General features: G+C 45.4%; 18 protein-coding genes. 10 read left to right on the top strand and 8 right to left on the bottom strand.

Translation table 11 applies throughout. The features are described from left to right. Nucleotides 1-66: 66 nt before the first annotated feature. Nucleotides 67-882 carry a sterol desaturase family protein gene (locus R7P69_RS13355; RefSeq protein ID WP_031777247.1) on the bottom strand — a complete coding sequence of 272 codons (816 nt, stop codon included), beginning with the start codon at nt 880-882 and terminating at the stop codon, nt 67-69. A gap of 140 nt (nt 883-1,022) precedes the next feature. Here R7P69_RS13355 and R7P69_RS13350 point away from each other — a divergent pair, with 140 nt between their 5' ends. Together R7P69_RS13350 and nagK are read left to right on the top strand one after the other, a co-directional pair. Continuing rightward, nucleotides 1,023-1,772, top strand: coding sequence for a tRNA-uridine aminocarboxypropyltransferase (locus R7P69_RS13350; protein WP_054574144.1), 750 nt, complete (start codon nt 1,023-1,025; stop codon nt 1,770-1,772). A 175-nt stretch (nt 1,773-1,947) separates the two neighbouring features. Beyond that, entirely contained in the window at nt 1,948-2,856 is a 909-nt protein-coding gene (gene nagK / locus R7P69_RS13345) for an N-acetylglucosamine kinase (RefSeq protein WP_005377586.1), read from the top strand. 215 nt (nt 2,857-3,071) lie between these two features. On the opposite strand, the gene R7P69_RS13340 is transcribed toward nagK, so the two are convergent. From R7P69_RS13340 to R7P69_RS13315, 6 genes are all read right to left on the bottom strand, one after another. Next, entirely contained in the window at nt 3,072-3,338 is a 267-nt protein-coding gene (locus R7P69_RS13340) for a DUF2960 domain-containing protein (RefSeq protein ID WP_005377584.1), read from the bottom strand. 74 nt (nt 3,339-3,412) lie between these two features. Then, a complete protein-coding gene (locus R7P69_RS13335; RefSeq protein ID WP_238952335.1) occupies nt 3,413-5,191 on the bottom strand; it encodes a bifunctional molybdopterin-guanine dinucleotide biosynthesis adaptor protein MobB/molybdopterin molybdotransferase MoeA in 1,779 nt (592 codons plus the stop codon). Continuing rightward, complete coding sequence (mobA, locus tag R7P69_RS13330; RefSeq protein ID WP_005389527.1) at nt 5,188-5,775, bottom strand: molybdenum cofactor guanylyltransferase MobA; 588 nt, start codon at nt 5,773-5,775, stop codon at nt 5,188-5,190. The genes R7P69_RS13335 and mobA overlap by 4 nt, the downstream gene beginning before the upstream one ends. Beyond that, on the bottom strand, nt 5,753-6,472 hold the full coding sequence (locus R7P69_RS13325; protein ID WP_025766658.1) for an energy-coupling factor ABC transporter ATP-binding protein: 720 nt from the start codon (nt 6,470-6,472) through the stop codon (nt 5,753-5,755). The genes mobA and R7P69_RS13325 overlap by 23 nt, the downstream gene beginning before the upstream one ends. Before the next feature lie 50 nt (nt 6,473-6,522). Further along, nucleotides 6,523-7,221, bottom strand: coding sequence for an ABC transporter permease (locus R7P69_RS13320; protein ID WP_005389524.1), 699 nt, complete (start codon nt 7,219-7,221; stop codon nt 6,523-6,525). 6 nt (nt 7,222-7,227) lie between these two features. After that, nucleotides 7,228-8,046 (bottom strand): substrate-binding domain-containing protein, encoded by an 819-nt coding sequence (locus R7P69_RS13315; RefSeq protein WP_005389522.1) that lies wholly within the window; start codon nt 8,044-8,046, stop codon nt 7,228-7,230. Nucleotides 8,047-8,380: 334 nt separating this feature from the next. Between R7P69_RS13315 and R7P69_RS13310 the strand changes: the two genes are divergently transcribed. The 3 genes from R7P69_RS13310 to R7P69_RS13300 all read left to right on the top strand — a co-directional run bounded on the left by R7P69_RS13310 (nt 8,381) and on the right by R7P69_RS13300 (nt 13,670). Next, on the top strand, nt 8,381-9,832 hold the full coding sequence (locus R7P69_RS13310; RefSeq protein WP_025766656.1) for a sigma-54-dependent transcriptional regulator: 1,452 nt from the start codon (nt 8,381-8,383) through the stop codon (nt 9,830-9,832). Next, the gene (locus tag R7P69_RS13305; RefSeq protein ID WP_005377562.1) at nt 9,822-11,861 is read left to right on the top strand and encodes a cache domain-containing protein; all 2,040 of its coding nucleotides are present in this window, start codon (nt 9,822-9,824) and stop codon (nt 11,859-11,861) included. The genes R7P69_RS13310 and R7P69_RS13305 overlap by 11 nt, the downstream gene beginning before the upstream one ends. A gap of 216 nt (nt 11,862-12,077) precedes the next feature. Further along, nucleotides 12,078-13,670, top strand: coding sequence for an ABC-F family ATPase (locus R7P69_RS13300; RefSeq protein ID WP_238952336.1), 1,593 nt, complete (start codon nt 12,078-12,080; stop codon nt 13,668-13,670). A 240-nt stretch (nt 13,671-13,910) separates the two neighbouring features. On the opposite strand, the gene R7P69_RS13295 is transcribed toward R7P69_RS13300, so the two are convergent. Continuing rightward, nucleotides 13,911-14,735, bottom strand: coding sequence for a formate dehydrogenase accessory sulfurtransferase FdhD (locus tag R7P69_RS13295; RefSeq protein WP_005377552.1), 825 nt, complete (start codon nt 14,733-14,735; stop codon nt 13,911-13,913). Between the two features lie 322 nt (nt 14,736-15,057). Here R7P69_RS13295 and R7P69_RS13290 point away from each other — a divergent pair, with 322 nt between their 5' ends. The 5 genes from R7P69_RS13290 to R7P69_RS13270 all read left to right on the top strand — a co-directional run bounded on the left by R7P69_RS13290 (nt 15,058) and on the right by R7P69_RS13270 (nt 19,021). Further along, nucleotides 15,058-15,522 carry a DUF3305 domain-containing protein gene (locus R7P69_RS13290; protein ID WP_005377550.1) on the top strand — a complete coding sequence of 155 codons (465 nt, stop codon included), beginning with the start codon at nt 15,058-15,060 and terminating at the stop codon, nt 15,520-15,522. Further along, nucleotides 15,512-16,141 carry a DUF3306 domain-containing protein gene (locus R7P69_RS13285; RefSeq protein WP_238952337.1) on the top strand — a complete coding sequence of 210 codons (630 nt, stop codon included), beginning with the start codon at nt 15,512-15,514 and terminating at the stop codon, nt 16,139-16,141. Before R7P69_RS13290 ends, R7P69_RS13285 begins: the two co-directional genes overlap by 11 nt. A 308-nt stretch (nt 16,142-16,449) precedes the next feature. Then, a complete protein-coding gene (locus R7P69_RS13280; RefSeq protein ID WP_238952338.1) occupies nt 16,450-18,111 on the top strand; it encodes a 4Fe-4S dicluster domain-containing protein in 1,662 nt (553 codons plus the stop codon). Nucleotides 18,112-18,120: 9 nt separating this feature from the next. Beyond that, nucleotides 18,121-18,747, top strand: a complete 627-nt coding sequence (locus R7P69_RS13275; RefSeq protein ID WP_053307094.1) for a molecular chaperone — start codon at nt 18,121-18,123, stop codon at nt 18,745-18,747. 73 nt (nt 18,748-18,820) lie between these two features. Then, nucleotides 18,821-19,021 carry a twin-arginine translocation signal domain-containing protein gene (locus tag R7P69_RS13270; protein ID WP_005396171.1) on the top strand — a complete coding sequence of 67 codons (201 nt, stop codon included), beginning with the start codon at nt 18,821-18,823 and terminating at the stop codon, nt 19,019-19,021. Nucleotides 19,022-19,025: the final 4 nt, after the last annotated feature.

The raw sequence follows: 19,025 nt of genomic DNA, 5'->3' as shown, positions 1-19,025 counted from the left end.
ACAGGGGTTTAGGCTTGGTCTATTCGTTTTGTTGACATACTTCATCCAACAATATTTTTTCAACCATTACTTCTTCTCTTTATTGTAGCGAAAGGGCTGCGTTAACAGCTTATCTAATCTTTGCTCTTCTTCGTCTCTAATTTCCGGCACACCAATAACAACATCTTCATGACCCAACTTAGGCTGAGCTCGGTATGTCCCAAAAAAGCGGTCCCAAACTGAAAGGAAAAAACCAAAGTTTGAGTGGGTCTCTTTTACTATCACTGAATGGTGCACGCGATGCATGTCTGGTGTAACGATGACGTTTCGCAGTTTTTGGTCCATAGATAAAGCCAGTTTTGCATTACTGTGATTAAACATCGCGCTCGCATTAAGCACAATTTCAAATACCACAATTCCGATAGGTGAAACACCTAAGATAAACACGGCTGCAATTTTTACTCCCATTGAAATGATTATTTCGAAGGGATGAAAGCGTGCGCCTGTAGTGACGTCTATGTCGAGATCGGCGTGATGCATTCGGTGAATCTTCCACAGCGGTTTTACATGATGAAAGACAACATGCTGAGCGTAAATGACGAAATCAAGCAAAATGACGGTTAGAAAAATATTTAACCAAGCGGGGAGGGACAGAATATTGAGCAGCCCCCATTGTTGCTCCTGAGCTATGACCGCAGCTTGAAAGGCGGCGATAGGCATGATTAAAGCAATAACTAGGCTGTTAAAAGCGACCAATGACAAGTTATTGACCCAGCGAAACCTGCGCGAAGCGGTCAGTGTTTTTCTAGGCAATTTGTTTTCCCAAATGGCACAAAGCAATAATACGCCAAGGAAAAAGCCTAATCTGAGCCATGAGGGTTCTTGAAATGTCGTTTCTGTCACTGTCATTCCCTTATTTATTTCTTTATCTATGACCGAGATAAGAGTGAAATTATTTCAACACACTGCTGATGGGCTTATCTTGAGGCGAAACCATAATATCAGTAAAATCGCGCTCTACTTTTTACTTGGCATTACTTACCATGAGAATTCACGCTTTCCACCGTTTATATCAGTACCGACAATCTATCTCAACCAAGCCTTTCAATGCGCGTGGATGTAAAGTGGTTCGTTGCCAATATTGCCAGGTTTCTGAGCAACACTGTTTGTGCGACCTTCAGCCAAACATCAAGGCCAATATTGCATGTATGTTGATTGTTTCTGAAAACGAAGTGTTTAAGCCAAGTAATACCGGTCGTCTAATTGCTGATACGATTCAAGAGACTTACGTGTATCAATGGAACCGAACAGAACCGTCTGAAGAGATGCTCGCGCTACTACAGGATGACAGCTACCAACCGGTGATTGTATTTCCTGCAGACTATGTGGATGATCCCTCTCGTTTAATTGAAGATCTAGAGCCAGCGCGATTGGTAAAAGAAGATGTCGAGAACAAAAAATGGTTGCTGATCTTTATTGATGGTAGCTGGCGTGAGGCACGAAAGATATTCCGTCGTTCTGATTTTCTTAAATCTTTGCCTGTGCTTTCCATTGAGCCGGAATCTCTGTCTGAATACATCATGCGCCGCTCCGAGAATGATCAGCATCTTTCAACCGCCGAAGTCGCGACATTAGTTTTAAAACAAGCTGGTGAGCCTAAAGCTGCGGAATGCCTTCAATTGTGGTTTGAAGCCTTCAGAGAAACTTACATGCTGAGCAAGACTCGAGTCAAAAGCGACCCTAACCAGCCACACTTGAAACGTTTCAAAGAGTGGATGAAAACCGAGAGCTGACTCTAAGGAATGAGCTTTTGTTGATGGTATGTTGTTCAACTGGCTTCGGTGAGGGGATAAATCTGCATTCGGTCACGGTTTGCAGGCGTACAGATATGGATAATGCCATCAGTTTATACTTTTGACTCTAGCCATTTTTGAGAGTCGTTTGAAGCATTTTTTAGGAGAGAAATACATGTATTACGGCTTTGATGTCGGCGGCACTAAAATTGAATTTGGTGCATTTAACGAGAAGCTTGAGCGTGTAGCGACGGAACGTGTACCTACACCAACAGACAACTACGAGCTGCTGGTTGATACCATTGCGGAATTGGTGAACAAATACGATACAGAGTTTGGCTGCGAAGGTACGATTGGTCTTGGCCTACCAGGTATGGAAGACGCCGATGATGCAACGGTACTAACAGTTAACGTTCCTGCGGCAAAAGGCAAACCACTTCGTGCTGATCTGGAAGCTAAAATCGGTCGCAGCGTAAAAATTGAAAACGATGCAAACTGTTTCGCGCTTTCTGAAGCCTGGGACGAAGATCTTCAAGATGAACCATCTGTACTAGGTTTGATCCTTGGTACTGGTTTTGGTGGCGGCTTTATCTACGAAGGCAAAGTATTCTCTGGCCGCAACCACGTAGCGGGTGAGGTGGGTCACACACGTCTTCCTATCGACGCATGGTTCCACCTGGGCGAAAACGCACCATTACTTGGCTGTGGCTGTGGCAACAAAGGCTGTTTAGATAGTTACCTATCGGGTCGTGGTTTCGAGCTTCTTTACGCGCATTACTACGGCGAAGAGAAGAAAGCGATCGACATTATTAAAGCGCACGCAGAGGGTGAAGAGAAAGCAGTAGAGCACGTCGAGCGCTTTATGGAGCTGCTAGCAATCTGCTTTGCAAACCTGTTTACTGCAACAGACCCACACACCGTTGTACTTGGTGGAGGCTTATCTAACTTCGAATTGATTTACGAAGAGATGCCAAAACGCATCCCTAAACACTTATTGTCTGTGGCTAAGTGTCCTAAGATCATCAAAGCAAAACACGGTGATTCAGGTGGTGTACGCGGCGCTGCGTTCTTAAACATCAAGTAGCGACTGAAACCTTACTCGATACAAAGTAAGAAATTTAAAGCCCCGTTTAGACCATCAAGGTAAAACGGGGCTTTTTACTTATAATTGAAGTAACTCATATACCCAAGTAACTCATATACCTAAGTAATTTCGGTATCCTCGGGTATGGATCATGAACAAAAGTAGCATGCATAAAAACTCACGGCGAATCGTGAGTTTTCTGTTTGCAGCTAAGCTTATTTATTCTTTTTGCCTACGCCGAGGTTTTCTTTTTGAGCTAGGGTGATTTTACTAAAGCCTAATTTTCTGAAGTAGTTGTCGCGGTAGTTGCGCACTGCTTTAGTGTCAGACACTGCTTCGATTTGTTGCTCCATCTTTAGGAACTCAGTGATATCGATACCTTCGGCTTCTGCAACTGCTTCTTGAATGTTGCGGTGTTGCTGGTATGAGAACGTCAGTTCTTTGTCTTGGTCTTTGTAAGTGTAAAGAATGGTGCGAGCCATAGCTGTCTCTCTGAAAAGGTTTCGGTATTAAACAAAAAGGCCAGACTCGCTGACCTTTGAATTTCTAGTTTGAGCTAGATTCTGCCTTGAAGTGGGATAATTGTCACGCTTTCTCCCGCTTTAACTGTATCAATAGCTGGGGAGATTTCGATCAAACAGTTCGCCTCACTCATTGAACGCAAAATACCAGATCCTTGCTTGCCTGTTGTACGAACGGTTAAACGGCCAGTTGCATCCAGTTCATAGACGCCACGGCTAAACTCGGTACGACCTTGTCGAGAGCGAAGGTTTTCAGTCGCAATGGCATTCACTTTCAGAGGCTTCCAGCCTTGTTCGCCTTGCATCTTACGCAGTGCAGGCTCGACAAAGTTGATGAATGAAACCATCACGGCAACAGGGTTGCCCGGCAGACCAAAGAACGGCTTGTTGTTGATTTGACCAAACGCTAATGGACGTCCCGGACGCATGTTGATTCGCCAAAAATCTATTTGACCAAGTTTATCCAAGGCAAGTTTGATGTAATCCGCATCACCAACAGATACGCCACCAGAAGTCATAACCACGTCCGCTTGCGCCGATGCGTTTTCCAACGCTTCAATCATTAACTTTTCGTTGTCTTCCAGAATACCGAAGTCCAAGATCTCACAGCCGAGCTTTTCAAGCATGCCCATGATGGTAAAACGGTTGGAATCGTAGATAGAATTCGCTTTTTGCTCTGTTCCCGGCGCTTGTACTTCGTCACCGGTGGAGAACACGGCAACTTTCACTTTGCGGAACACATTCGCTTCACCAAAACCAAGCGAAGCGATCATGCCCATTTCTGGAGAGGCTAGGCGAGTGCCTGCGGTAAAGACGTCACTGCCGATAGCGAGATCTTCACCTGCTTGACGAACGTTTTGGCCTGCTTTGATATTCGCACCGTTAAAGGTGACCTTGTCACCTTCTTGAGAGGCTTGCTCACGCATGACCACTGTGTCGCCGTTACGTGGTGTTGGTGCGCCAGTCATGATCTTCACCGCTTGACCAACGTCCAGAGGTTGATCGTAAGCATGGCCCGCCATCACTTCAACAACCACTTGGTAGCTATCACGGTCAACATCATCACTGCGGATGGCATAACCGTCCATCGCGGAGTTGGTGTATTGCGGCACATTTACTGGTGAAACGATATGTTCCGCAAGAACGCGGCCATAGGCGTTTTCAATCTTGCATGCTTCTATTTCCGTAACCGTGTTCACCAAAGAAAGGATTTTCTCTTGGCCTTGAACCACAGAAAGGAAAGCAGGAGAAAGTGTGTCGCAACATGCGGCTTCTTTCTCTTTGTTTTTTGGTGCTTTCGCTTCTTGAACATACTGAATAACGAACTGAGCAATCGCTTCAAGATCATTGATGTTCATTTGTGGCAGTTCAGAGTCCAACTCGCCGCCGTCTGAAGCGATAGCGATGATGTTTTCATCGTTTGGATAAAGCCAAGGCTTGCCGACTTCTTCACGGTGCAATTCGATTTTAGGGAACGCGATGTTTTTGCAGCCTTCGACCAAAACCACATCAAGCATGTCTTCATCAAAACGTGTTAATAGGAATTCAAACTCCGCTTCGGCTTCTGGCGTTTCTGTCATTAACGCAAAACGGTTGCGAGAAGCAATCAGTATTTGAGATGCGCCAGCTTTGCGTAAACGGTAGCTGTCTTTACCCGGTTTATCGACATCGAAGTTGTGGTGCGCATGTTTTAGCATGCCAATGCGTAAACCTGCTTCGGTCAGCTTTGGCAATAGGGCTTCAAGTAGCGTGGTTTTGCCTGTGCCTGAATAAGCTGCAAAACCAAGAATAGGAATGTTTAGCGTGTGTTTCATGATTCTAATTGTCCAAATTGCGCCAGTTCTTCCGGAGTGTTCAAGTTGACGAAACAGTTTGGTGAGTCGCTAAAGTCAACGTAACTGGTGTTGCACTCTTTGTAGAGCAGAATGATTTTGCGGTCGCCACGTTCTAAAAACGCAGTGAGTTTTGGCAGTACGCGCTTGTGGTAGAGCGTAAAAACAGGTTGCTGATGGTCACCATCATGCGCGACCAAAATATCGCTGTCTTCTTTGACGGCCTGGCAGAAACGCTCGACAAGGTCGGTGTTAATTTGTGGACTATCGCAAGGTACAAATCCGACCCAGTCGGTTTCAGAATGCATCAAACCCGCGTGAATACCGCCCATAGGCCCAGGGAAATCTTTGAATTGATCACTAAATACGAAACCAAATTTGCTGTACGCATCTTGGTTTCGGTTGGCATTAATTAAAATGCGTGGAGTTTGTGGAGATAAACGTTCAATAACGTGCTCGATGAGTGGCTTCTGATTTAACTCAATCAGACCTTTATCTTTTCCACCCATACGGCTGGCTTGGCCACCAGCCAAAATGACCCAACTAGTTTGTGTTGGTTGAAGCATATGCATTCTCTTGGGATGTTTCTTTTGGTATGACATACAACAGAGGAGACTCTATCAAAGTCTTGTCTTTAATCCACCACTGTTTTTTACATAAGTCGGTCAGTGCGTTGGCCTGATGGCTTGTCACCACGATACTGGAACCACGATCCAAAAGATCTTTCGCCATCACCACCAATCGTTCAATGGATTCTTGGTCTAAAGACGCACTTGGCTCATCCATCAACAAAATCGACGGTTTTAAGATCCAAGCCCTTGCCATGGCAACGCGCTGTTTTTCACCGCCGGACAACACGGAAATATGTTCGTCCGCTAAGGTTTCTAAACCTACCATGCGCAGCGCGTGAATAACTTGAGCTCGCTTATCTTTTTGCGTGTCTTGTTGATATTTCACTCCATAGACTACGTTTTCATATACAGTGCCGTCAAAAAGGTAAGGGGATTGGTGGAGATAAATCACATCGACACGACCATTGCGACGCGTCAGTCTTTTTAGCCACGTATCTTTTGGCGCAACAACATCACCAGTAGAGGGTTTGAGCAAGCCAGCAAGGATTTTGAGTAGGGTAGTTTTGCCCACACCATTGTCACCCTTGAGATAAATGGCATCATTTGGGCCGATGGCTAACTCAGGGATGTGGAAAAGCACACGCTCTTTAAAGCGCATGGATAACTGTTCGGCGGTGATTTTTATAGTCATAATTCGCCTCGACATGGGGTTAATGGTGAGTCGTTTGTTTGCTTCATGTTCTATGTTCTGAGGTAGCCTTTGCCTCTCATGCTTGATAAGAAGAAGTTTAGAGCCAACGCTAAAGATAGTAATACAATTCCTAATGCAACTCCTTGCGCAAAAGCACCTTTACTGCTTTCCATTGCGATAGCCGTGGGAATATTTCGCGTCACGCCCATAATGTTCCCACCAACCATCATTGAGCAGCCCACCTCGGTCACGATACGTGAAAACCCTGCAATGATAGCCGCAAGTAGAGGAAAGCGGGTTTCCCAAATCATCGTAGCTGCCAAGCGCGGAATGGAGACGCCCAGCGTGATGGCAGTTTCCACTGCACGACGGTCGCTAGATTGTAATGCACCATGCATCATCGATACCAAAACAGGGAAGCAGATCACCATTTGGCCGAAGATCATTGCCTTCTGAGTGAACAGCATTTGCCAGTCTCCCCAAGGGCCAGCACGCGACAGCAACATGTACAGCAACAGGCCAATCACCACGGTAGGGACCGCTTGCAGCGTATTTACGATCGACAACAAAAACCATTTACCGCGAAAGTCGGTATACGCCAGTACAAAGGACATCAAAATAGCCGGCAATACCACTAGGGATATTGCCGTGATAGAAACACTAAAGGAGACCGCAACGATCTCCCATAGGTCTGCATCAAAATTCACCAGTAAGCGAAGCGCTTCCAGTGTTGTATCAGCAAGATTCATATTGCGTTATTTGCTCTCAGCATTCGCAACAAACAGTTGTTTACCGTTTAGGCGGAAACCATTGATAAGTTCCTGTCCGCGAGGGTTTACCAACCAATCACTGAATGCCTTCGCACCTTGGTAGTTAATCGTTGGGTAACGCTCAGGGTTAACAAGAATAACTTGGTACGGGTTAAACAGTTTTTCATCGCCTTGGAACAGAATTTCTAGATCCAATTTGTTTTGGTAAGCCAGCCATGTGCCGCGATCCGTCATGGTGTAGCCTTGCATTTCAGACGCCATGTTTAGAGTTGGGCCCATACCTTGACCTACGCTACGGTAGCCACCAAAGTTCGGTTCGATTTTAGTTTGAGCCCAGAAGCCCATTTCTTTTTTGTGTGTACCAGAATCATCGCCGCGAGAGATGAACGTTGCGTTTTTGTTTGCGATCTCTTTGAATACATCTAACACGCCTTCGTCATTTTTGATTGTTGCTGGGTCAGCTTTCGGGCCTACAATCACAAAGTCGTTGTACATTAGCTTGCGAGGTAAAACGCCGTAGCCTTTCTCAACAAATGCGCCTTCAGCTTTTGGTGCATGTGTCATCACCAAATCTACGTCACCGTTTTCGCCCATTTTTAAGGCTTTACCAGTACCTGCAGCAATAACATCGACTTTGTAGCCCGTGTCTTTTTCAAATTGTGGAAGCAGGTAATCAAGTAAACCTGAATGGTAAGTACTGGTTGTGGTTGCAAGGCGAACGTGTTCTCCGTCTTGAGCAGAAAACGCAGAGTAACTTACAAGCGTGATTGACGTTGCAGCCAGAGTTAGCGCAATTTTTTTCATTTTTATGTGTTCCTTTCCAATGATTCTTTGGAATCTCTCCAGGTTTTAGGGAGAAGCCTTTTTGGACGAGAGCGATTAGCGTAATACGCAAGTTGTCTCAGGGTGTTGGAATAAGCAAACATCAACATCCTGAGATCACTTAAATGCGCTCCGTATCCACCTTATAGCAAACAAGATGCCAACCTTTTACAAGCTTAAAGTGCTTGGTTTATGCACTAAATCATGGGGTTATTTGCATAAAAGTTTGCGTTGGTACAAAATGTCGCACTTTTTGTAGGGTATCTCTGTTTAAACTTGGTACACTCTGTCCCATCGAAATCCATCTGGGGTAAATATGTCTACTCAATCCCATCTTAGTACAAACCAACAATATAGCGCCTTTTCCGTACTGGTCGTCGATGATGAATTAGGCATGCAAGCCATCTTGAAAAAGGCATTGGGTAAGCTTTTTTCACATGTCGATACAGCTGGTAGCATCGAAGAAGCAGAACAACTGCGTAATTCTCGACATTATGATCTGATCTTACTGGATATTAATCTGCCAGGGCGTTCTGGAATTGAGTGGGAAGAAGCGTTTGAAGATGATGACAAACGTGCCGATGTGATTTTTATGACGGGTTATGCGGATTTAGAAATTGCCATTCGAGCGCTACAGCTCGGTGCTTCCGACTTTATCCTCAAACCATTCAACCTTGAGCAGATGTTAAAAGCGGTCAGTCGCTGTATGGATCGCCGTTTGAACGAACGCATGCAGTACGCCATGACACGCGATTACCAACGTCACAATACCTCAGAGATCATCGGCGGCTCAGAAAAAACGCGTCTGCTTAAGCAACTTATTAACCAATTTGCACCATCACGCGCTTCTGTTTTGGTGGAAGGTGAGTCGGGTACGGGTAAAGAACTAGTTGCACGAGGTATCCACCAGGCGAGTGGGCGAACGGGCCCGTTTGTGCCAATCAACTGCGGCGCGATTGCACCAGAGCTTTTAGAGAGTGAGTTGTTTGGTCATACATCGGGCGCGTTTACCGGTGCAAAAAAATCGCGTGAAGGTTTGTTCCGTGTTGCGAACGGTGGCACCTTATTTCTTGACGAAATCGGGGAGATGCCACTTGCAATGCAGGCATCATTATTACGTGTGTTAGAGCAGCGTACGATTCGCCCTGTCGGTTCAGAAAGAGAGATCAGTATTGATGTCCGTATCGTAGCGGCAACCAACCGAAACCTGCAAGAAGAGGTCAATCAAGGTAATTTCCGCAGTGACCTCTATTACCGTTTAAACGTTCTGAAAATTGAAGTGTGTCCGCTGCGAGAGCGCAAAACCGACTTATTTGAGTTGGTGCCATTTTTCAGCAACATGCTGACGCGCGAGCTCGGTATGCCTGCGCCAAAATGGGCGCACGAGGACATGGAAGCCATGAGTGAGTACGATTGGCCGGGAAACATTCGTGAGCTGAAAAACTTGATTGAGCGTTGTATCTTGCTTGGCAAACCACCTGCACACTATTGGCGAGAGCTGAATGGCGGGCATTCACTGCCTAATGTATCGATTACTGTTTCTCACTCAGCTGAGTTACCAACCTTTAAAGAAGGCAAAGAATTTACTGGCGAGGGCTATCCAAACAGCTGGACGTTAAAAGAAGTCGAGAAAGCACATATTAAACAAGTCGTTAACTTGCACGAAGGCAACAAATCAGCCGCTGCTCGCGACTTGGGCGTAGCTCGCAAGACCTTAGAACGTAAATACAAAGAATGGGATTCTGAGGATGAGGAATATGCCGACTAACGGCCCACAGCACAAAGGATTGTCAAAATGGACGCACCGTTTTAAAACCATGGTGCGTTATCGTTTGTTATTCTTAACCTCTGCGCCGATTTTCCTCACGTTGTTAGCTCTGATCGGCATTACCATTTATTGGTCTATTCATTACACGTGGCAAAATGCGCTGCTTGATGTCTCGGAGCGTCTTGGTGTTGCAAATAACAGCGTAACGTTGTTACAGCAAAAGCAAGCCAATTACGTGCGGGCGTTTGCCGATTCGTACGATTTCCGTATTCGCATTAATCAAGGAACGCCACAAGGTGACCTGCAAAAGTGGGTCACAGAGCAGAAGAAAAGATATGCTTTAGATTTTCTCTCTTTCCAACGCGTTAATTCCATGGAAAACAAATTCCGCTTTATGGATCTCACCAAGCGCGAATCGTTTTTTGATGTACTCAATAAAGAAGAACTCGAACGCCTCGATCCTGAACTCGCCAAACGAGCAGAAGTGCCTATTCTTGCTGATGGTGACAGGGAGGCGCGTGGGTTAGTCAGTCGAACCGTGATTCCGGTATACAGCCAAGCGAACGATTTGATCGGCTTTCTTGATGGTGGTTTGCTCCTTAACAACAGTACAGTGTTGGTGGATCAAATCCGCGATCTCATTTACTTAAGTGATAATGACCGCCTTCGCCCTGTGGGTACGTTGACTGTGTTTCTCGATGATTTGCGTGTGAGCACCAACGTTCCTCTAGACAGCGATCATAGGCTAGGGCGCGCCATAGGCACTCGCGTGAGTGCAGAAGTGTATAACCAAGTACTTTCGAAGGGTGAACAGTGGGTTGATCGCGCTTATGTGTATGACGCTTGGTATATTACGGCGTATCAACCAATCAAAGACCAATACGACAATGTTATTGGTATGCTTTATACCGGTTACCTCATGTGGCCATTCGTTAAAGCCTACATGACGAACATTGCCGAAATCAGCTTGATTACGGTTATGTTATTGCTGGTTTCCGGCGTGATGGTATATCGCGGTTCTTATGATCTGTTTCGACCGATCGAACGCATTCATAAAGTGGTGAAGCAGGTCCAACAAGGTAAAGAAAAACGGATTGGCCCGTTAGGATTAGATGCCGATCATGAACTTGCGCAGTTAGCCAGACAGTTTGATGATATGTTAGACGCGCTAGAAGAGCGCAAAATTGAACTGAAAAACTCCGCAGCTCAACTTGAATGCAAAGTTCAAGAGCGTACGGCAAGCCTGAGAGAAAAAACCCAAGATCTTGAACTGCATATTCAATTGCTCAACCAAACCCGCGACAAACTCGTTGTTCATGAAAAACTGGCAGCGCTGGGAGAGCTCACCGCGGGGATTGCTCACGAAATTAATAACCCAACCGCCGTGATTCTTGGCAACGTAGAATTGATCCATTTTGAATTGGGTGACGATGCAAGTCGAGTACAAGAAGAAATTGATGCGATTCACGCGCAAATTGATCGTATCCGCAATATCACACGCAGTTTATTGCAATACAGTCGCCAAGGCGGTGTTCAAGATGAAATCACTTGGCAACATGTCAATCCTATCATTGATGAAAGCATCACCTTGGTTAAAACTGGCACCAAGAAACGCGACGTTGAGTTTGTGACTGACCTACAAGCGCATACGTCCGTTGAGATAAACCGTCACCACTTGCTACAAATCTTAGTTAATTTGCAAATGAACGCCATTCACGCAATGAGCGGTAAAGGAACTTTAACAGTAGTCAGTGAAGACTGGATTGAAGAGGGCGAAGTGAAAGGAGCCGCGATTCATGTTATCGATGAGGGCTGCGGTATTAAACCAGAAAACTTGAGTCGAATCTTCTCGCCATTTTACACAACGAAACGAGAAGGCACAGGGTTAGGGCTATCGGTCTCCCAAAGTATTCTCAGCCAAACGGGTGGTGAGTTAAAAGCAGAGTCTGAATGGGGAAAAGGCAGTAAATTCAGTATTTATTTACCTAAAAAAGCCGAACTGATCCTAGAGGTGACGAACATCGCTTAGTCACTTTTTTGAAGTATTAATGGAAAAAGAGCCACTGACGATAGTGGCTCTTTTTTGTATTTAATGACGCATTTATGTTTGCGCTTTTGCTTCTTAGAAACCTTACAATGATTTTACTTGGAGTGAATTAATAAAAACAACACTTGCAGTATGTAGCATGAACAAGTACCGTTGCCCGGTTTTTCTAAATACACCCCAATTGCTAAGGTAAAGGTTTTGATCTCCACAGCGAATATTACTCAACAATTCGGCGCTAAGCCGCTATTCGAAAACATTTCAGTTAAGTTCGGCGAAGGCAATCGCTATGGCTTAATTGGAGCTAACGGTTGTGGTAAATCAACCTTTATGAAGATCCTCAGCGGCGAGCTTGAGCAAACCAGTGGTAACGTAAGCTACGATCCAAACGAGCGCGTTGCAAAACTGAACCAGGACCAGTTCGCTTACGAAGAATTTACGGTAATCGATACCGTTATCATGGGTCATAAAGAGCTATGGGAAGTGAAGAAAGAGCGTGACCGTATCTACTCACTTGCTGAAATGAGTGAAGAAGACGGCATGAAAGTGGCTGACTTAGAAGTTCAGTTTGCTGAAATGGACGGCTACATGGCAGAAGCCAAAGCGGGCGAGCTTCTTCTTGCTGTAGGTATCCCAATGGAGCAACACTTCGGTCTAATGAGTGAAGTAGCACCAGGCTGGAAACTTCGTGTGCTTCTAGCGCAGGTTCTATTCGCAGACCCAGATGTGATGCTTCTTGACGAACCTACCAACAACTTGGACATGGACACAATCCGTTGGTTGGAAGACACGCTAAACGCGCGTAACTGCACAATGATCATCATTTCGCACGACCGTCACTTCCTAAACTCAGTATGTACACACATGGCTGACTTGGACTACGGTGAGCTACGCGTTTACCCTGGTAACTACGACGAGTACATGACGGCGGCTTCTCAAGCTCGCGAACGTCTACTAAACGACAACGCGAAGAAGAAAGCACAAATCGCTGAGCTACAAACGTTCGTTGCACGTTTCTCTGCAAACGCATCGAAAGCAAAACAAGCGACATCTCGTGCGAAGCAAATCGACAAGATCAAATTGGACGAAGTGAAGGCGTCTAGTCGTCAAAACCCATTCATTCGTTTTGAACAGTCTAAAGAGCTGTTCCGTAACGCTCTGATTGTAGAAAACCTGAGCCAAGGTTTTGAAGAGGACTTGTTCTCAGACTTCAATGCAATTTTTGAAGTGGGAGAGCGCGTTGCGATCATCGGTGAAAATGGTGTGGGTAAAACAACACTTCTAAACACGCTTGCTGGTGTACTTGAACCGCGTGCTGGTGAGTTCAAATGGTCTGAAAATGCAAACATCGGTTACTACGCGCAAGACCACGCGCATGACTTTGCAGAAGATATGAATCTAACGGATTGGATGGGTCAATGGCGTCAAGAAAGTGATGACGAGCAAGTCGTTCGTGGTTTCCTTGGTCGTATGCTGTTTGGTCAAGATGACATTAAGAAGTCAGTAAAAGTACTGTCTGGTGGTGAGCAAGGTCGTATGCTGCTTGGTAAGCTAATGATGCACAAGCCAAACATGCTGCTAATGGACGAACCAACCAACCACATGGACATGGAATCAATTGAATCTTTGAACACGGCGCTTGAGCAATACAAAGGCACGTTGTTCTTCGTCTCTCACGACCGTGTATTCGTAGACTCACTAGCAACGCGTATTATCGAAATCCGCGATGGTAAAATCACAGACTTTAAAGGCACTTACTCTGAGTTCCTAAAATCTCGTGGTGTTGACGCGTAATTACTCGCAAAGCGTTTAAAAAGCAAAAGCCTCGCTATTTAGCGAGGCTTTTTTAATATTTGGCCTTAATCCTTAAACTGACCTGTTATATACGCATAGATTCCGACTACGCCAAAGGTAATAATCATAGAAAGCATGATACCGCTGGGCGTAAGCAGAAAATTCCACAATTGGTCATTATTCATAGTCCACATCCTCTGTGAATCCGCATTATTGGTTTTAGTTTACACTGAAAAGGTGTTATTGGTTGCCTTTTACATCAAATTCAACCTTGTCGGCTCCTGTAAACACTTGGAAGCGCAAACCTTTCGCACGCGCAATGGTCGTAATACCAAATTGCTTCGCTAGATCTAACCCCATTTGAGTAACGCCAGAGCGAGAAAGCAGAACAGGAATGCCCATTTGAGCCACTTTAATCACCATCTCTGATGTAAGGCGACCAGTTGTGTAGAAAATTTTATCTTCACCTGTTTCTTCTTTGAGCCACATCTCACCTGCAAGTGTATCCACTGCGTTGTGACGGCCGACATCTTCCACAAATGACAACACTTCATTACCTTTGCAAACCGCACAGCCGTGTACTGCGCCCGCTTTTTTGTAGGTGTCGTTGTAATGAGTTAACGCTTCCAGCGCAGAATAAATTTCTGACTGCTTAAGAGAAACTTGAGGCACTTGATAATTTTCAAGCTGCTTCATCACGTTGCCATACATAGTGCCTTGGCCACAACCTGAGGTGACGGTTTTCTTTTTCAGGGCGCCTTCTAAGTGTTCAGTGTTTTCTTTAGTAATCACCGCTGCGGAATGCGTTTCCCAGTCAATAATAACGGATTCAATCGCGGCTGGATCGGACAGGAAGCTTTGGTTTTTTAAATAACCCAGTACTAGTGCTTCTGGACGCGAACCTAGCGTCATGAGCGTGACCACTTCTTTCCAGTTCAGCATGACCGTAAGAGGACGCTCGCAAGCGATTTGCTTCGTGAGCTTTTCGCCGTACTCGTCGTACACATCGACTTCAATGGTTTGCAGGGGATTTTCACTGGTTTTAATAATATTTGGTTTCAGCACAGTCGTGTCCTAGTGATTAAGAGCGTTAGGTTGCTACGCATTTTAGCTTGTTAAGTGGCTAGCAAATCTCATTCCAAAATAGCGGTTCCCACAGAAATTGCGAGGTTTTATGTCAACAATGCATTAAAACTGCGAGTTCGCAGTAATGACACATCAATACATTTGAGTTTCGTCTAGTTTGGTACTTATAGCCTGAGGGAGTATATAGACTAAGTTATATCAGCTTGGCGCGTTTATTGCTTCGAAGACAATAAAAATGGTCGAAAACGGGGCAAAATCTCCTGTGTGTTTTCAGACCAAAAATAGAAAGACTGGGTGAGTTATGTCGGATAAGAAAGATTTCGAAAAAAATTACGAAAAGACTGAGGATACATGGCCAATCGGCGTAGAGCTTGTTGAGCATGAGATCAGTACAGGGATTTGGGTGACAACCCAATGGCAGTTGACAGGATTTGCGCTGAATCCGACGGAAGAGACTCCAGATGTTTGTCCGTTGCAATTACATAAAGATGAACGTACAGACTACCGCTTTAACTTAAGCTCTCAGCAACCTAAACTCTTTTTAGTGATGGATAACGTCGAGTCTGGTGAAAAACCAGCGATACAGTTACTGACGGCTTCACAATCTGTTGCGGCGCAATATATGGATGGTGATAACCTTGTACTATCTAACGATATGCCGTTAGCCGTTCAGGCTTGGATGGAAGCCTTTATTGGTCGTCACGGTGAGTTGTTAGAAGTAAGACGCAAGAAACGCAAAGGAGCAGGCAGAGCAAATGGCAACTAGTTTTTTAAGCCGTTGGTCGAAACGTAAACTAGAAGAATCTTCCCAACATGCTGAAGAGATCACGCCGATAGCAGAGACGGCGCAATCCGAAGATAGTGTCACAGCGCTTTCAAACGCTGACGAAAGCTCAGATGCTTTGAACGTCAATGAGGATAGTCAGGCTCCAGACATTACCGCGAGTGTAGAGACTGAAAAAACCGAAGAAATGTCTGTGGCGCAACTGCTGGTTTCTGAAGCCTCAGAAAGCGTCAAGAAAGCTGCGCTGCGCAAAATGTTCTTGTCCGAAGAATTTAACGTGCGTGACGGCCTAGACGATTACGATGATGATTACAGTAACTTAAAGTCACTTTCTCAAGACGTCGCTGAGACGCTGCGTGATTGGGTTAAAGACAAAGTGGAAGACGAACCAGACGCTGAAACTGCGCAAGGGTCTGAGCTTAACGTTAACGATATCGCATCTGGGGTAGTTGAAGACGCAGAGTCAAACACCGACAAAAGTGGCCAAATTACTCAATATGAAAATGAACTGTATATAAATACAGTTCCTGGCGAAAGTGATACTTTTGCTGAAGAATCACAGCCTAACGAGGTGAGACAAAATATACCACACAAAGAATAGGTACATTTTGACTAAACACTCAATGAGCCGGCTGAGACAAAATGTCTCAACCGGTTTTTTTATCCCTACTATTTGTCAGTAAAATTGATAACCTATTGATTTTCAGTTGATATTTTATTGGCATGACACTTGCTATTTGTTGCTCAATACTAATCTGGTTGAAGTTAGTACGGACGCACTGCGTAGTATTCATCGCCTATAGACGGCGGAATAAGAATTCTCATTGATAAGTTAATCAGCAGAATCTCCGGCGCTAACTACACTAAGAGATGGAAAAGACTATCCATGTTCATAAATGGAATTGAGCAATGCTGAAACAATTATTAGAACAAGCAACTTCCAATAACGGTAAAGCGAGGCTGTACGCTTTCGAAAATACCGTAGAGTTGACCAATCTTATTCCACCAACCGTAAGCTATGAAAGCGGCGGTAATACTTTGATTGTGGGCCCAACAGCAATCATCGAAAGTGCGGCAGCGCAATTGTCGCAAATGAACAGCCTAACGCTGCTTTCTACCGATGGCGAAAAGGGCACAAATCCCGAGCTTTATTACGCCAATTCGGTTCAGGTTTCAGGGTTCTTAGGTACGTTTGAAGTTCTGATTGAAAATCATGGTTTGACCAACAACCTTGCCAAGGTCGCGATCAATAGCGATTGTTTCGATATCGTACTCGATCTTTGCCTTAACAGCTGCATGTCGGAAGAAGTCCCAGTACCGGGCTACTACCCAGTAGGTCGTGGCTATCCGAAACTGGCTGAAGCGTTGGAAGAGATTCCAACCTTAATGGGGACGTTCGATAAACCGAAATTCTTCCGTTTAGATACCGATTTATGTGCACACAGCTCTCGTGGCGTAAAAGGTTGCGAACGGTGTGTGGATGCTTGTCCGGCAGGGGCACTATCGAGTGAAGGCAGCGACAGAACGGGCCATCGCATCGAGATCAACCCATACCTATGTCAAGGCGTGGGGACTTGTGCTACAGCGTGTCCGACAGAAGCGATTCATTACGCACTGCCAAACCCTGAAGATACGCAAAAGTTTATTGAACGTACGCTCGCCAACTATGAGCAAGCGGGTGGTTTAGATCCTATCGTATTGATTTGTAGTTCTCGCCACGAGAGCTACAACGTGATGGCACTAAAAGCACTGCCAGATAATGTGATTCCAATTGTGGTGGAAGAACTGCCTTCGGTTGGTATTGATACTTGGTTCGCCGCGCTTGTGAATGGTGCTACTCAGGTGCTGTTTACGGCTTCACGTTTTATGCCTCAAACCATTATTCGTGTGCTTAATAGCGAAGTAGGTATTGCTCAAGAGCTGCTCGGTCAGCTTGGTATCGCCAAAGAAACCATCGACATTCTGTATCTAGAGTCACTACGTGAAGGTGCTCCGACACTTTGTACCGAGTCTTTTGATTTGGCATTAGGTGATTTGCAAGGTAAGAAACGTCAGCGTCTATTTACGGCGTTGGATGCGTTGTCCGCATCACGTATTCCAGTTGAGAACATTGTTGAACTTCCAGCGAACGCACCTTACGGCACAGTCTCTTGTGAAAGTAAAGGTTGTACGTTGTGTATGAGCTGTGTGGCGGTGTGTCCAACACGTGCATTGCATACGGACGGTCGATCTCCGTCGCTTAAATTCGTCGAGCAAGACTGCATTCAATGTGGGCTGTGCGAGAAAGCGTGTCCAGAGAAAGTGCTGACGCTTACTCCTCGTATGAACTGGGTGAAAGAAGAACGCCAGAAAGCGGTTGTGATTCATGAAGAAAAGGCAGCCGAGTGCATTCGTTGTCACAAGCCTTTTGCTCCGCAATCGATGATCGACATGCTACAAAACAAGTTACGCGGTCACTCTCATTTCTCTGATGAAGCGGCGATCAATCGTATCGCGATGTGTGAAGACTGCCGTGTGATCGACATGTTTGAGTCGATGGCAGAAGACCCAATGAAACAACTGAAATACTAGGAGCTCGCAGTGGACACACAACAAGAACAAACACTGAGAACAGACATTTATCTCGTACTATCTGCACTTTTTCGTAGTGCGCCTAGTGATGAAATGCTGGCGTTCCTGAAGTCGCTAGAAATTGAACCGCCTGAGAGCGCGATGCAAAAAGCTTGGCTCGCACTGCAACAAGCCGCGAACGAAACGCAGCGAGAAGCGTTAGAAGAAGAATATCAAGATCTGTTTATTGGCATTGGACGTGGTGAAGTTGTGCCATTCGGATCTTGGCATCGCACTGGCTCGATGATGGAAAAACCGTTAGCGGAAATTCGTCGCGATTTGGATCTTTTAGGCATCGAACGAGAAGAGAACGTGAAAGAGCCTGAAGACCATATTTCTGCACTGTGCGAAGTGATGGCAATGCTGACAGGTGAAGAGGAAGAACTTCAACAAGCGGTGTTTAACAAACACATCGCCCCTTGGTTCCAATCTTTTACGCGCCAACTAGAGAACGCCGAAAGCGTGAACTTCTACAAGCCAGCTGCACAGCTTTGCGATGCGTTTTTAACGTTAGAGCAAGTGCGCTTTAGCGTGAACACCAAAAGCAGTAAGAACAAATTAAAAATTGATGTGAAAAACGTCACTGATTACGAGTAATCGAGCAGTACTTGGTCATATCGATAGAGAGGCATGAGTCTCCAAAGATCTACCGTAAGGTAAGGAAGCAATGATGAAAGATAATAAAGAAATAAACACAAGCCGTAGGGATCTCCTAAAAGGCTTCACAACCGCTGCCGTTGCTGGTGCTGTTGTTGCGGGAACCACGAAAGTGGCCGTTGCTTCAGAAACGGTTGAGCCTTCTGAAAAAGACGTGAAGAAGAAAGGGTATCGTGAAACACAACACATTCGCGATTACTACGACACACTTTAGGAGA

This window comes from Vibrio sp. 661, from assembly GCF_033339315.1.
Classification (GTDB): Bacteria; Pseudomonadota; Gammaproteobacteria; order Enterobacterales; family Vibrionaceae; genus Vibrio; species Vibrio alginolyticus.
Note: the sequence above shows the minus strand (reverse complement) of the source record. Positions and strands in the feature narration are given on the sequence as shown.

Bases quoted from the DNA above. Each gene is read 5' to 3' on its own strand.
- R7P69_RS13350 (WP_054574144.1), top strand. From the start codon at position 1,023: ATGAGAATTCACGCTTTCCACCGTTTATATCAGTACCGACAATCTATC.
- nagK (WP_005377586.1), top strand. From the start codon at position 1,948: ATGTATTACGGCTTTGATGTCGGCGGCACTAAAATTGAATTTGGTGCA.
- R7P69_RS13340 (WP_005377584.1), bottom strand. From the start codon at position 3,338: ATGGCTCGCACCATTCTTTACACTTACAAAGACCAAGACAAAGAACTG.
- R7P69_RS13335 (WP_238952335.1), bottom strand. From the start codon at position 5,191: ATGAAACACACGCTAAACATTCCTATTCTTGGTTTTGCAGCTTATTCA.
- mobA (WP_005389527.1), bottom strand. From the start codon at position 5,775: ATGCTTCAACCAACACAAACTAGTTGGGTCATTTTGGCTGGTGGCCAA.
- R7P69_RS13325 (WP_025766658.1), bottom strand. From the start codon at position 6,472: ATGACTATAAAAATCACCGCCGAACAGTTATCCATGCGCTTTAAAGAG.
- R7P69_RS13320 (WP_005389524.1), bottom strand. From the start codon at position 7,221: ATGAATCTTGCTGATACAACACTGGAAGCGCTTCGCTTACTGGTGAAT.
- R7P69_RS13315 (WP_005389522.1), bottom strand. From the start codon at position 8,046: ATGAAAAAAATTGCGCTAACTCTGGCTGCAACGTCAATCACGCTTGTA.
- R7P69_RS13310 (WP_025766656.1), top strand. From the start codon at position 8,381: ATGTCTACTCAATCCCATCTTAGTACAAACCAACAATATAGCGCCTTT.
- R7P69_RS13305 (WP_005377562.1), top strand. From the start codon at position 9,822: ATGCCGACTAACGGCCCACAGCACAAAGGATTGTCAAAATGGACGCAC.
- R7P69_RS13290 (WP_005377550.1), top strand. From the start codon at position 15,058: ATGTCGGATAAGAAAGATTTCGAAAAAAATTACGAAAAGACTGAGGAT.
- R7P69_RS13285 (WP_238952337.1), top strand. From the start codon at position 15,512: ATGGCAACTAGTTTTTTAAGCCGTTGGTCGAAACGTAAACTAGAAGAA.
- R7P69_RS13280 (WP_238952338.1), top strand. From the start codon at position 16,450: ATGCTGAAACAATTATTAGAACAAGCAACTTCCAATAACGGTAAAGCG.
- R7P69_RS13270 (WP_005396171.1), top strand. From the start codon at position 18,821: ATGAAAGATAATAAAGAAATAAACACAAGCCGTAGGGATCTCCTAAAA.